Origin of the sequence: Sutcliffiella horikoshii, assembly GCF_002157855.1 — a bacterium.
GTDB classification, from domain to species: domain Bacteria; phylum Bacillota; class Bacilli; order Bacillales; family Bacillaceae_I; genus Sutcliffiella_A; species Sutcliffiella_A horikoshii_C.
The window spans coordinates 3,192,077-3,207,743 of record NZ_CP020880.1 but is presented as its reverse complement, the minus strand read 5'-3'; the positions used below and the strand labels follow the sequence as shown (position 1 = coordinate 3,207,743).

5 protein-coding genes are annotated in these 15,667 nt (G+C 38.0%); 4 read left to right on the top strand and 1 reads right to left on the bottom strand.

Annotated features, from left to right (window positions below):
• Positions 1 to 36 precede the first annotated feature (36 nt).
• Positions 37 to 4,065: a S8 family serine peptidase gene (locus B4U37_RS22600; RefSeq protein ID WP_198317038.1), complete on the top strand. Its 4,029-nt coding sequence runs from the start codon at positions 37 to 39 to the stop codon at positions 4,063 to 4,065.
• A gap of 346 nt (positions 4,066 to 4,411) precedes the next feature.
• Here B4U37_RS22600 and B4U37_RS16495 read toward each other — a convergent pair whose 3' ends face one another.
• On the bottom strand, positions 4,412 to 8,479 hold the full coding sequence (locus B4U37_RS16495) for a S8 family serine peptidase (protein ID WP_088019086.1): 4,068 nt from the start codon (positions 8,477 to 8,479) through the stop codon (positions 4,412 to 4,414).
• Positions 8,480 to 8,960: 481 nt separating this feature from the next.
• Here B4U37_RS16495 and B4U37_RS22595 point away from each other — a divergent pair, with 481 nt between their 5' ends.
• The 3 genes from B4U37_RS22595 to B4U37_RS16480 all read left to right on the top strand — a co-directional run bounded on the left by B4U37_RS22595 (position 8,961) and on the right by B4U37_RS16480 (position 15,666).
• Complete coding sequence (locus tag B4U37_RS22595) at positions 8,961 to 13,061, top strand: S8 family serine peptidase (protein WP_198317037.1); 4,101 nt, start codon at positions 8,961 to 8,963, stop codon at positions 13,059 to 13,061.
• 215 nt (positions 13,062 to 13,276) lie between these two features.
• Positions 13,277 to 14,512, top strand: a complete 1,236-nt coding sequence (locus B4U37_RS16485) for a helix-turn-helix domain-containing protein (protein WP_088019084.1) — start codon at positions 13,277 to 13,279, stop codon at positions 14,510 to 14,512.
• Positions 14,513 to 15,126: 614 nt separating this feature from the next.
• The gene (locus B4U37_RS16480) at positions 15,127 to 15,666 is read left to right on the top strand and encodes a signal peptidase I (RefSeq protein WP_088019082.1); all 540 of its coding nucleotides are present in this window, start codon (positions 15,127 to 15,129) and stop codon (positions 15,664 to 15,666) included.
• Position 15,667 lies beyond the last annotated feature (1 nt).

Sequence of the window (15,667 nt, the reverse complement as noted above, 5' to 3'; positions counted from 1 at the left end):
GAGGTAATCAGTACTATCAAGTTGGGGGAGAGGCAGTTGAAAAGGAAAAAAATCGTAGGGTTGATGTTGGTTGGTGCATTATTCATAAGTAGTATTACACCAGCCATTTCAAATCCTAACACAGTTGTAGCAGAGGGGAATATAGGGATAGAGGATGCGATGACATTACTATCAGCAGAAAAAAGGAGGGCTATTAACGACTTAACGTCATCGGTAACTTCAGAAGTGAACCTTCCTGGTGACATTGATTATTCCAGTGATGAAGAAATCTCGATTATTGTGGAATTCAACCATTTCACTCCAAAAACAGCTGTAGCTATGAAAGAGGCAGAGGGGGAAACAGCCTCCATTGAGGAAGGGCAACAGTTAGTGGAGAAAGATCACCAAATTTTTGCGGAAGATCTATTAGAATTAAATATAGACGGAGAAGTTACAAAAAGCTATAAAGAAGCGTTTAATGGGGTGACTGTTCATTTACCAACCTCTGATATTCCAAAACTATTAAAATCGAAAGTGATAAAAAACATCTGGGAAAACGAAACAATTCAATTAGAATTACCCGAAAACAAGGAGGATGTAACACGACAAGCATATGACGGGAAGCATCCACTTGAATTGACAGGGGTAAACAAATTACATGAAAAAGGGCTAACAGGCAAAGGTGTAAAAGTAGCTGTATTAGATACAGGTATAGATTATCATCACCCAGATTTACAGGATGTATATCATGGTGGGTATGACTTCGTTGATGAAGATGATGATCCAATGGAGGCTACCTATTCAGATTGGCTTGAATCGGGCCTCCCAGAAACTCTCGGCTCAAACGCCTTTTATACTTCCCATGGTACACATGTTGCCGGAATCATAGCAGGTCAGAATAAAAATGAATCGCCTTTAGCCGTATTAGGTGTAGCACCGGGGGTGGAATTGTATGCTTATCGTGTTTTAGGGCCATATGGAACAGGGACGATGGAAGACATATTAGCAGGAATTGAATATTCTGTTCAAGCAGAAATGGATATTATCAATTTATCGTTAGGGAATAACATAAATGATCCGCTATCCCCCTTTTCCGTGGCCCTTAATAATGCCGTACTTGCAGGCGTTACAACCGTTTCCGCTGCAGGGAATACTGGTTCTTCGTTATATTCGATCGGATCTCCTGCTGCTTCTGCTTTGAATATTACCGTTGGGTCTACTAACACGATGGTTGCATATCCAGATTTTGAAGGAGAATTCTTATATGAGGAAGGCAAAGAGTCGAGCGAAGTTCGATATGCAACTGCTGGAATGGAGAATTCACCGAGATCATTAGAAGGAAAAACTTTCGAGGTAATAGATGCTGGGAATGGAATGCAAAGCGATTATGAAAATATAGATGTAAATGGAAAAATAGTCTTGATAAAAACGGGTTCTATTCGTACAGATGAGAAAATTGCGATTGCTAAAGAACATGGTGCAGCAGTAGTGTTCAGTTATACGCCAGGGTATGGGGATTATAATGGGGTTGTATATCGCGAAAATGAAAACTTTGTACCTACCTATCATCTGCGAGGGGTGCAAGGAGATAAAATTAAACAAATTCTAGCAATAGATGAAATGACTTTTACTTTTACTAAATTAGTTCCAACTGTGGTTGTTCAGGATGATACGCTGTCTTCTTTCAGTTCACGTGGGCCAGCAAGACTTACGTATGATATAAAACCAGAAATTGTTGCGCCAGGTGGGAATATATTATCCACTGTACCACATTACTATGGTGGGAAAGAAAAAGATTATTCCTCGGCATATGCGAAATTATCTGGCACATCAATGGCTACTCCATATGTCGCAGGAATTGCTGCTTTGCTATTAGAAGCATACCCTTCTCTAACTCCTGGAGATATCAAAGCACTTTTAATGAATTCAGCGGAGCCAATTAATGGTGCGAACAGCGTTTTTGATATCGGGGCTGGTAGAGTTAATGCTTGGAAGGCAGAAACGGCTTCTGTGACCATTAAAGTAATGGGTAAAACCGAGACATTTATAGATGGTGAGAAAAAGTGGGCTCCATCCGTGACAGGTGCTTTAGCGTTGGGAACACTTATCACCAATGATTCTCATCATCGAGAGAATGCAAGTATTACCATTACTAATCATCTAGATAAGAAGGTGACATTTACTATTGATTCACAATTCCATGTAGGAATTCGCGGTTCGAAGGATGGAGCAAAAAATGGAGTAAAAGTGAATACAAAAAAAACAGTTAGTATTGCAGCTAATAAAAAAGTAACAAATAATATTTTCTTAACTATACCAAATACGGCGGAAGAAGGAGTTTATGAAGGTACTATTACCTTCACAAACGTGGAAGATGAAACAGATAGCTACCAAGTTCCTTTCGCATTTAGACTCTCGAAAGATGGTATAGAGTACTTAACGGCGAATGACACCTTATCAACCATTAGAGAAAACTATGGTGGTGGTCCGACTGCCATGAATACCAAGTTTTCCCTCTATTCACACATGAGAAATATCGATGTATATTTAACGGACGCTAATACTGGGGATGAATTAGGTTTTGTAGGAAGCATGGACGGAGCATTTCTACAAGTGGAAAAGCCGTATTCATTTTACACGTTCTCCAATGGGGAATATTACCCTTTTACCAATAATCCCGATTCACCGATTACTCATGAAACAACTAAAGCAACTCCTGGGTCGTATTATTTAAAATTTGTTTTTATCAAAGATGATGGGGAAGAACTTTTGGTGAATATGCCCTTTATCATTGATAAAGAAATGCCAACGTTAGAAATGGATGTAGAAACAGAAATTATTGAAGTGGAGCCTGAAAATACCACTTATTCATTGGAAGGCAGCATTCATGATAATCAAATTGAATCAGCTAAGACAACAGGTATTGATGTAAATCAAGGAAATAACTCGGTAAGATATAAGAGTGGCAGTTTTTGGCAAAATACTCCATTAAGTGATGATGGTGAATTTGCTATCAATGCTTCTTTTCCGCGTCACTTAAACGTAATGAACTTAAGTATTCTAGGAAGAGACCGAGCAGGTATTGCTTCTTTACAAAAAAACTACAACCTTGTAAGAAAAGGAGCACCATACGTTGCTAGTATTCCGACGCAAAAAGAAGCCTTGTCAGGTGATAGCATGGATTTTGCATTCCGTACAAATAATCTTGATCCGTGGAAAAAGCTAAGCTTTTCCTACCAATACAATAAAGATGTGATAGATATCAAAGAAATCTCTGTTGTGGAGGAATGGAAGGAAAAGGTTCACCTTGAAACCACTGATTCAGATAATGGCACCATTATCACATTAACGACGACTGAATCTAACCTAGAAGACGTAACCACCTTATTAAACGTTAATGTAACTATTAAGGATGATGCGTTTGTAAGTGATTATTTTCCACTTACCGCAAACTCGGTATCATTAACAAAAGCAGATAACTCAAAGGTATCCGTTTCTTCTATTTCACTACCAGTTAAAGTTTGGTCAAGCTACTCTGAATTGCAGGGGAATATTAATGGAGAAGCCGTATATGAAAGGAATGGGTTTGGAAATTTACTCTCTACACATATCGACTATTTTGCATTAGGGGCGAATATTCGGGTATTGGATAACGAAGGTAATGAATATCCTGCTGAAATTAAAGAGGATGCTCAATTTAGTATTTTAGGATTACCCTCCACTCAGGAAAAAATGTTCCTTCTTCTTGATATACCAGGACATTTTACTGTTAAAAAGAGTTTTACTATCGGTAGGGAAACTAGGCATTTAGGAGAGAAAAAATTCTTGAATTTTCTTGGGGCACTTGCAGGAGACGTGAATAAGGATGGAGTCATCGATATATTGGATGCTGTCTATCTCGAAGAACAATGGGGATCTAACAACAGAAACGCAGATATCAATTTTGATGGTGTAGTGGATCACAAAGATATGAGCTTTATCCTAAAGAATTATTTACTAAAAAATCCGACTGGAGAAGCTTCCAGAGAACCAACAGAAATTGAGTCCGGAAGAACACTAGATGATATATTAGCTGATTTAAATTAACTAATATCTCCCCACGATGCTTAGAAGCCACTGAAAAACTGAAATATCATGTGCTTAGTGATTTCTAGCTGTGGATTGGAGCAAAGGGCGAAGACTCCTGAGGGAGATAGCGCTAGGTGGAGACCCCGCAGGCGTAGCCGAGGAGGCTCCAGCAGCGCCCCTAGGAAAGCGAAGCCATTTGCGGAAATCAACAGCGGTGTCTTAACAAATCTTGAATCAGTTACATTTTCAGTGGCTTCCGATGCTTATTCGGGGGGAATAGGAATGGAAATTAAAAAAGATGACCCCTGTTCATTACAGAGGTCATCTTTTACTAGGAGAGCCTAGCGTTTTTCTCTGACTGGGGTTACGGATTAGTAATCCCTAATTCCTTTTTCACTTTCTCCAGGGTCATGCCTTGATGAACTTTAACAACATCCTTTAGTTCATCTAAAGTATGATTTCTCATTAGGTAGTTCTCTTCCACATAACTCCAATCCTTCTCATCAACAATGCCATCTAAATTGATATCGGCAGAACGATCACTAGCCTGCCATTTTTCTTTTAGATATAAGGCATCAAAAATATCAATCACATCGTCTTGATTCACATCACCTGCATACGTAAACGCAGTAATGGAAGTTAAAGATCCTGTAATTTCTCCATCTTCCTCTTTATTCACCATAATATCTTTAAAATAAGGAAAGTGACCGGGGATATTCACCTTTAATGTATATGGCTCAGCATTTATCGGTATGTTATGGAAGCTGAAACCTGCTCTTGTATTGATGTCAGTCGTAGATTTGGTTCCGTCCGGACTTATCAGTTCAATGGAAGCACCGACTTTTGTATAGTCTCGGGAAAAATCAACGGATGTATCCGGTTTTAAGAATCCTTGCCCAACAAATCCACCACTGATGATTCCTGTTTGATTAAGCAATTTCAGTCCTTCTATATATCCTTGTGCTGTAATGGAATCTCCATTTGTGTCAATGTATCTATTGCTTGTAAAGTTAAATCCTGCGAAGTCCGTCCATCTCTTATCGGTTACTTTAAATGTAACATCTAACAATGGCATGTCACCTGTGATTTCTTGATCTCCAGTCAGGATAAGATCCACTTTTGCATTGGAGGTAGAGCCAATGGACAAATTAGTTTGTAGGTCTACATCATAATTGGATAATGCATCATTTTCTTTAATATCGAGAATTTCCATTGAATCCATGAAATATAACGTGAATTTTGCTTCTTTTAATTGTCTAACATTATTGGCAGTCATTGTAAACGTAACAATGTCTCCAGGTTTCGCGGACTTTTTACTGTAGACTCCTGTCATATAGGAAGTACCTTCGGGAACAAAATTATACGTTCTTTTCACCGTTTTGTTCGTCGCAGCATCTAGGGCATCCAAGCTTGCTATATTGTTTGTTGGTCTAACAAGAGGGACTTCCATTTCAAAAGTGCCATCTTCTTCTGGGAAAATACGATAATCAGGTAACATTGTGTACAAATATTCATAAATGAAATTATCTGCCTGACTAATATTGATACCTGCTGCTTGAATATCCCTTACTTCATTGTCAATTAATGTTCCACTTACTGAGTAGGTTTCTTGTCCTTCAGAAAATTCATAGACTAGTTGATCATCAATACTCGTATTAAATTCTGGTTTATTATTATCGACAAATATGTCATCTACTTCCGTAAACGTTTTGCCGCTTTCATTGGTAGCAATAAATTTCAACTTATAATGTCCTTGTTTCGCGAACATTTCCTTTAGATGAACGGGATAATCCTCATCTCCAGTAAATGGATAATAATTGCCTCCATATCCATATAACCCGTAGGGGATACCTATTTGTAAGTCACTGCCATTGAAATATCCCACATAACCAATATCTTCACCTGTTTTTCCATCTGCTAAGACTACATCCACTTGCTCTACGTTAGAGTTAAGCTGGAAACTGAAGGTCGCAACAGGAAATGATCCAAAATAGGAGCCTCCTGGATTGGTGGTTAAGACTTGTTTATCAAGTGCCAAGAAGTCAAACCCTTCTGCTGCAACACGGATGGAAAAGGGAACTTGAAAGGTTTCATTTGAGTCGTTTACATTCTCATAAGAGATATAACCTTCATAAAACCCTGGTTCTGCTGTTTTTGGAATCATGACAAACGCATTGGTTTTTTTCGATTTTCTAGGTTTAATTGAAACCTTCTTATCAAATAGGACCTGTACACCGTTCTCATCTGCACCCAATGAATGATTGGTGAATTCTACTTTTCCTTTAAAGGATTTCTTTTCATTACCATGATTACTCACTTCAATTGTACGTTGATCGCGAATGTGTTTTCCATCGTTGTATTGTAGGCCAAAGCTGATGGAGCCTGTTTTTTCATCAATTATAATACTATCTCCATCAGATATGTTAGTTGTTTCATCGATCACCTGGAATAGCATGTTAGAATGGACTGCTTCATACGGATCGACTCGTCCCGCCCCAACTTCAAATACGCTGTAATCCCCATTTAACGGATCTGCCGTGTTCATTAGAATTGTTTTTATATCCTCTGGTTGCATTTCCTGATTGGATTCTAATAAGAGAGCGGCAATACCAGCTACTTGAGGAGCGGCCATGGATGTGCCTGATAATCGTTGATACGCATATTCATAATTATCCACATTCTCAGGGTTTACCATGTAGGATGGGACTGTGGATTGAATACCGACTCCAGGCGCTACCACTTCAGGCTTAATATCATAATTAAATTTTGAAGGTCCTCGTGAACTGAAGTCAGCTAAACGATCTCCCTCCGTTAAAACGGTGCCCGTTTTTTCGAAAAGAAATTCCTCTGAAAGTTCCATTTCTTCCAGTAATATTTCTCCATCTTTTTTTGTCAAACTGAATGTTGGAATGAAGTCTTTATTTTCACCCAGGAAGTAAGGGATATGCCCGTCCTCTTCATTGTTGTACATAAAGATAGCTTTAGCCTCATTTAGTTTTGCATGTTTAATTTTGTCATTTAACGAAATCTCTCCGCGTCTGACAAGAACAATCTTATCCTTAACATCTTTCCCTGAATAATCCTCTGATCTTCCTAACCCCACTTCTGTGATTGGTAGTGTCTGACCTTTAAAGTCTTCTGCTTTATCACTATAGTGTTTTCCTAGTAATTGTAGACTAATAGATTGTGAGGATAATTTCCCTTCGTAAGTAAGGATTTCCAAAGGGGTATCACTTGCCCCTACCGTCAATGCTAGTGCAGAAGAGCCTGGTGATCCAAGAGTATAGGCTGCATCCCCTGAGTTTCCTGCTGCTACAATGGCTGTTACTCCACTAAGAACTGCATTGTTAACTGCGACACTAGTCGGATAATATGGATCATTAATGGCAGCACCTAAAGACAGGTTTATGATGTCCATCCCATCTTCGACCGCTTGGTCAATCCCTTTTAACACATTTTCTGTAGCACCGCTACCATATGGGCCAAGTACTCTATATGCATAAAGGTCGGCATCTGGAGCCACTCCATTCGTTGCATAATCACTGTTATTGGAAGCTTGTCCAGCAATAATTCCAGAGACATGCGTACCATGATTGGTATAATATGAATTTCCCCCTGAAAATTCTGGTTTGTAAGTAGATTTCCAATTTTCATAAGTTGTTTCCATTGGGTCGTCATCGTTATCTACAAAGTCATATCCACCTTTGTAGGCATCTCTTAAGTCAGGATGGTTATAATCTATTCCAGTATCAATAACGCCAATTTTTATCCCTTTTCCGGTCAATCCTTCTTCATGAAGTCGGTCTATCCCTAAGTGAGGGTTGCTATCTGCCATTTTAGTAGTTATTCCAAGATTAGACACTTCGCTTAAATCTGGTGGATTAATGCTGATTGTTTCATTTCCCCAAATCGTTTTTACGGTCCCGGTTTGCAAAACTGTTTTTATCTTGTTTGCCGGCAATGTAATAGCCATTCCGTTAAATATTTCTGAGTATTGATATTTAATGGAATAAGAGTCACTTTTCCCACTGTCTTTGAAAATGCCACTTAACTCTTCTTTGAATTTCTTCTGTTCAAGGTTAATATTGCTTTTGGCTTTTGATTCCGATACTTCTTCCCCCTTCAAACTTGCTATTAGTTGTGCAACCTTAGCTGGTTTTTGATGAAATTCTAAGATAACAGAGATCTCTTCATCATTGTCCAGGTTAACTGCAGGAGGCAATTGCAGCCCAGTTTTATCGTTTAATTCTAAATACTTCATGGCTTTTCTTTGTGCATCTGTTAGATTGTTTAGTATTTCCATACTAGAAGAGGTTGTTTTTCCTAATGTTTCCCCAGATACCTTTTCAGGAGAATAAGAAATAGTACTGAAAAGCAAACTTAATGACAATCCGACTACAGTGACACTTTTAAATAACTTACTTTTGTCCAAGTGATCCACTCCTTCTGCAATTTGTTTATTAAGAAAGCAAAATATTCTTAATGAAATAAATAATCTCACATGCTATTTGAAGAATGTATGGGGGGAACATAGGAGAATAAAGGCAGGAATAACGCAACTTATGGCCCAGCGAAATCGTTTTATTTATAGTTATTTTCAGAAATCTTTAAACTGATATAAAACGGTATAGTTCTTTAGAATGGTTTGATTTTCCCAAGTTATAAATTTTGTAAAATATAACTCTTTGAAACTATTTTAATATCCCCCAATTTATATGAGTATTTAGTGCTGGTTCTATGGATACAAATCAAAATGAAAATCTATGAAAAGTTTGATAATTCAATGTTTAGGTTTTAGTTACCATAAATAAATTCTTTGCTTTTCCTTACTTAATTTAACTAAATTACCCCCAATGACATGAAGACGATTCGACATTAAAATTATAAGTAGAATGACGCAGGGGGTAAAAAGGATGAAAAGTAGAAAGTTGCCGAAGATTGTGCTAAGTGTTGGGATTCTTTTGGGCTCAGCTTTGCCGATCGGTTCAGAAACAGTTGTACAGGCAGAACCAAAGCAGAACGCCATGAATATTGTTGCGAGTCTGTCAAAAGAACAACGAGAGGCACTCGATAAATTAGAGACAAACCGCTCGATTAGAGGCCTTCAATTATCAAGGGACATTGATTTAAAGAGTGAGGAGAATGTGACCGTCATTGTTGAATTCGAGCAATTACCTGCGAAGGCAGAGACAGTTTCCAAGTCACTACAAGGGGAAGAGGTTCCTCTTGAAAAGGCGAAAAAAATGGTGGAAGAATCACATGAAAAATTTAAAAAAGAATTAGATGACAAGCTTGTGCCAAAGGAGAAATCCGGGAAAGCAAACTACGAAGTAAAGCACTCCTATAAAAATGCTTTTAATGGAATTGCCCTGTCCTTGCCGGCCAACAAGGTTGAAAATCTATTAGACTCTGATGTGGTAAAAGCAGTATACAGCGAATTGGAAGTCCAGCTAACTCCTCCACCAAAATTAACAGAGGAAGAAGAGGCAACAACCAAAGTGGACAGTATCCTCTTTATGAATATTGATCAGTTACATAAAGAAGGGTTTACAGGTAAAGGAGTAAAGGTTGGCGTTATAGACACAGGAGTCGATTATAATCATCCAGATATAAAAGATGCTTACAAAGGAGGATATGACTTTGTAGACAATGATGATGATCCGATGGAAGCCACATATGAGGATTGGAAAGCAGCTCCTGGGTATCCTGAAGTGAACCAAGGTAACACCTACTATACAAATCATGGAACACATGTATCAGGGACAATTGTTGGACAAGCTGAGAATGATTCGGACTATAAGGTCATAGGTGTTGCTCCTGAAGCCGATTTGTATGCTTATCGTGTATTGGGCCCTTATGGAAGCGGATCGAATAGCGCGATTATTGCCGGCATAGATCGTGCAGTTGCAGACGGTATGGATGTCATTAATCTATCGCTTGGAGCACAAACGAACAATCCTTTAGATGCTGCTAGCTTAACCGTCAATAATGCCGTCTTAAGCGGTGTGACGGCTGTCGTAGCTGCCGGAAATTCAGGAGATCTTGGGAATAGTACGTTAGGTTCGCCTGGAGCTGCCGCCCTTGCTTTGACGGTAGGAGCCAGTTCTGCCCCCTCTTTTGTCACAACTTATAATGGTATGTTTTCTGCAGATGGCAAGGAGTCGAACGGTACCCTGCAGTTGATGACCAATAAATGGACGGATGATTTTAGGAAGCTCGAGGGACAAAATTACGAAATGGTCGAAGTTGGAGAAGGCGGACCTGCTGATTACAACGGGAAAGATGTAGATGGAAAGGTTGCATTCGTTGCCAGAGGCACCTATGCCCTTATTGATAAAATGAATTACGCTAAACAAAATGGCGCTGCTGGTGTTGTAATTTATAACAATGTCCCGGACGACGGCCATATTCCACACTATCTAGGAGAAAACAACGAAAATATCCCTACTTTTTCTCTATCAAATCAAGATGGTTTAGCAGTAAAAGAATTATTTAAAGAGGGTTTACCAACTATCACACTTGGGGAAATGGGTGAAGCGGAAATTAGCGGAGATGAGCTTGCTTCTTTCAGTTCAAAGGGCCCATCAGGCACATTATATGATATCAAGCCAGATGTAACAGCACCGGGCGTGAATATTTTATCCACCGTCCCAGCATATATGCATAATAAAGAAGATTCTACTGATTATTCATTTGCTTACCAACGATTATCAGGAACATCCATGGCCTCTCCTCAAGTTGCCGGGATTGCCGCGTTATTATTACAAGCACATCCGGATTACACACCAAGTGATATTAAATCTATCATCATGAATACAGCAGATCCGTTACAAAATCAATATAGTGTATTTGAAGTCGGAGCGGGGCGAGTCGATCCAATGCAGGCACTTCACTCAGATACGTTCATTTCCGTGCTGGATGAAACGCCATTTATTGAAAACGGAGAAGAAACAATCATCCCAGAACAAACTGGTGGCTTAAGTTACGGTTTCATTCCAATGGGGGATGAACATATCACCAAAACAACGAATCTATCGATTACAAATAATAGTAAGAAAAACAAAAAGTATGATATCTCTGTTGAATATAATGTTGGAGCGGAAGCATCAGGATCCCTGGATGCAGTGGAAAACGGTGTAAGACTGAATGTTCCAAGGTCGATTAAAGTGAAAAAAAATAAAGAGGGTCGCTTCAATGCTTTTCTTACGATTCCGAAATCCTCCCAAAAAGGAACCTACGAAGGATATATTGTCATTAAAAACCAAAAGGATACAGATGAAATCTACCGTATTCCTTTTGGAGCAAAGGTAGTGGAAGAAGGGATCGGACACTTTGAAGTATATACACCAAGTATTTCTACTAACCGGGTGAAAAACCCTTACAGTAGGAAGGCTACAGATCTAGACTTTAGATTAAATTCCCCAATGGAAACATTGGACTGGATATTGGTGGATCCCGATACAAAAGAAGACTTAGGCTGGATTACAGGAGTAAACGCGACGGGAGCAGCAATTGACTATGACTATTTCATTGAAGATGGATTTGCAGGTTATTATTTTCCGTTTACCGGACACGAGAAGAAGCCAATTAGCTATACTAGAATTAGAGCAGAAGATGGCATATATGAAGTCAAGATGATTGGCACGACAAAGGATGGCAGGCAATTTGCTAGAACGTCGACCATAAGCCTTGATAATAGTGAACCACAAGTGACCTTTGACGAGACAAATGCCATGCCTAAAGGTGATAACCCAATTGTAGTGCTGCCAGAAGGCCAAGACAGCGTAACATTATCAGGTAATTTGATCGATCAAGAACTAAATGAAGCACAACAAGCAGGCATTTCACTGAGTCAAGCAGATAACAACCTTTGGTATGGCCCGACCGGTCCAAACTTTCGCCTTGAAGTGGATGAAAATGGTAAGTTCTCACAAGAACTCAATGTTGCAACGAGCTCCATACGAAAATTGCAATTCCTTGGTGCTGATTATGCAGGTAATACGGCTATACCTAAAGTCGTTTATTATGTAAAAGAAGGGTCACAGTTTATATTTGCAAAGCCAGATAAAGAGTCGTACCGAATGGGAGATAAAATCAAGTACACGTTCTATGCACATAATCTTACAAATGCCAAGGACCTCTCTATGACTCTATCTTATCAAGATAAGTTCTTTGATGAATCTATTGATTTCCAGCTAGGAGACCAATTGCCTGAAGGATCGGAATTAGTAGAAACAACTACTAAACCAGGTACAACACGGACAACTATTGACATATCTATCCCAGAAGAGGGCGTCTCCGGAGATGTAGTTTTATTTGAAATGACCGCAGATACAAATGCAGAAGAATTTAGATATGTTTATGCACCTCTATTTAGTACTACTACGATGCAGATAAATAATGGACCACGAATAACGACGGAAATCGGGCTTCACCCAATTTATCCAACAATCTCACAGGTGGATGCAGGATTTTTAGGTGCTGAAGGATTGTTAACAGAAAATGGTGGATTTGATTATAGTAGAGATTATTCAAAAGTGGGAGCAGCTATCCATTTAAAAGATATGGAAGGAACAACCTATCCAGCGAGATTAGAAGCTAATGGTCGATTATATGTTGATAATCTCCCTGTAACAGTGAAGAAATATACAATGATTATTGATGTGCCAGGACATTATACGACATACACCCCATTAGAAGTTGGATATGAAGTAAATGGGACTGATATTGGAGAGTGGATTTCCTATAGAACTGCAGTATCAAAGCCAGGTGATATTAATAAAGACAATGTTGTAGATATTTATGATGTCTTATTACTTCATGAGCATTGGGGAACTGAAAATAGAAGTACAGATATAAATTTCGATGGTACGACAAATGAGTTGGATTTTCAACTTCTTGAAAAGTACTATTTATCTGAAAACGACTTTGTACTCGATACGCCAGACCCTCAACCTGAAGCTAATGGCATGACTATTCAAAAGATAAAAAAAGAGTTGGGTATTACTTCTTAATGTAACAGGCTCTGACTTACAACGATGAACAAGGGTAGTCCTATTCTTTAGGCTGCCCTTGTTCTATTGCATCATTTAAAAGTGGATTTGAATAGTAGATTCTAAATTATCGCAAAAAACTAATAATGCTACTACATCTGAATGCAAATAAAAGGTATGATAAGAAAAAGCTCCATTCAGTATATAGTATATAAAATAGTTGGGAGTGTGTTGCATTGAGTTTAGGAATCCTAATTAAATTCCATAGGGAAAAAAATGGCCTGACACAAGAAGAACTGGGAAAAGGGGTCTGTTCTGTAACTCATGTAAGTAAAATTGAGCGGGGAACGACTCAGTTTTCATCAGAGATCACCAATCTATTAAGTGAGAAGCTGGGAATTAATATGGAAGAAGAATTACAATCGCTTCAGAAATTTGAAAAACTTCTGCATCAATGGCACGATTGTATGGTCTTGCAACAGAACAATGAAATTGAACGACTCAAAAATCAAATTGAAAAGAATTCTCTGTTTTTAATCCAATCAGTGAAAAATAAGTATTTTCTTCTGCAAGCAAGGTATTTTCTATTGCGAGGGGACATAACGAATGCAAAAGCACTTATTGATAAAATATATAACGTCCGCAAAGATTTAAATACGTACGAAACTCATTTACTCCACCATCTATTAGGAATAACAGAACTTCAAAAAGGTAACTTCAAAAAAGCACTGGAATATCTTCTTAAAATTAATGAAAAAGAATATCAGAACCTGGAATTCTATTATCAGATTGCAATTGCCTATCACAATCTACAATTTAAAGTAAAGGCTTACTATTATAGTGAACTTTCACTTGAATATTTTCAAAAGACAAATAATTTCAAAAAAATCATTGATGCAGAAACTATTAAATTAATTAATGAAGGAAGAAACGAGCTTTGGAATTTTGACAATCTTGTCAATCGATATAACCAATTGATTGCGCAATGCGAAATAATAAATGATACTTCAAAAAAAGCCAACTTGCTAAGTAATTTAGCTTATGAATATTCTTATACTGGGGATAATGAAAACGCAAGAATATACTATAAAAAGACATTGGACCTACTGAAAGGTAATAAAAAATCTTCTAATTACTTAAATAACCTTATAGGATATATTTACTGTTGCTTACAGATAAAAGAAAATAAAGTGGATAGTATGCTGACGCAATTGATTCAAACGGGCATGGAAATATCAAAGGAAATCAAAGATCATAGTAGCTTAGCATTCTTTCAAATGCTTCGTTTACTGCACGATGATGAAAAAGAGCTTTATTATCAATTTATTGAGGAAAAAATCATCCCTATGCTTAACAAGAACGGGAATTATCATCAGTTGCATACGTATGAAAAAACGATGTTTCAATACTACCTAGACCAATGCAAGCATGAGGAGGCTAACAGGTATGCTAGCAGACTCCTTAACAATTAGTAGGATGCGGGAGTCTACTGCTGATTTCCCCAGTGAGACTCACACAATCAAAGAATTTATATAACATATAATAAATTGTTGCTGTTCCAATAGTATTGGAACAGCTTTTTTGTTTTTCATTTTATAAAGCTCTTTTCTCAAAGATTGTTGCTATTCGCAAGGAAAAAGTCGGCAACTGGACTTTTTCCCGCTTATCTACACTGTAAATGGCAGGCGAGCTTTCCTGTTCAGCAAGGAAAAGAGCACGACAGTAAGGAATATAAGGGTTGGTTTAAACATACGAAAAAGCAACAAAGTTTACGAAAACAGCCTTTTATAAAGAGTGAAAGTTGGGGGAATGAAGTAGGAATATTGTACTGGTTGTTTTTACACCCTTCTTCTTTTTATATTAATATATTCCTATTCTATCGAACTTTGAGAGGATTTTTTGATGAAAAGTCATGGGATTTGCAGAGCTGAATACTATTAAATCCCCCAATACACTTGTACCAATAACTGTGCAATAATTTGAATAGCAGTAAAAATCAGAATATTAATATAGTGTTCTGAATGAAGCAAATTTTTTCTTCAACAATAAACCTTATTGGCACAACAACTAGAAACGAGGGTGAGAAATGGAAAAGGTTGCAACATTAGTAAAAAAAGGTTTAACGATCACAATCATCTTATTCATCATGGTCATCCTATTTTCCATTTTCGCTAGCCTTAACAGTAACAAACCACTAAGCGTTTTGGGGATAAAGCCTCTCACCGTATTATCGAATAGTATGGCACCAGTTTTTGAGGCTGGGGATGTCATTATTACTCGAGAGGTTGATCCAGGTGATCTTAGCAAGGGTGACATTATTTCCTTTTACAACGAAGAGCAACTACTGGTCACTCATAGAATCACGTCCATTGTTGAAGCAGATGGGGGGAGACATTTTTATACGAAAGGTGATAACAACAATTCAGCAGACGAGAATGTCACAACAGCTAATGAGATTGTAGGAAAAAAAATATTTCTGATTCCATTCTTAGGCTACTTTTCTCAATTTATAAAGGGCCCACTTGGTTTCTTACTGTTCATAGCTCTACCTTTAACAGGCTATGTATGTATAGTGGCATTTGAAAAAATAAAGCCAAAGAGGAAGAAAGAGATTAAACAATCATAAT

Excerpts from the sequence above, each read along its gene's own strand:
- B4U37_RS22595 (WP_198317037.1), top strand. The coding sequence starts at position 8,961 with ATGAAAAGTAGAAAGTTGCCGAAGATTGTGCTAAGTGTTGGGATTCTT.
- B4U37_RS16480 (WP_088019082.1), top strand. The coding sequence starts at position 15,127 with ATGGAAAAGGTTGCAACATTAGTAAAAAAAGGTTTAACGATCACAATC.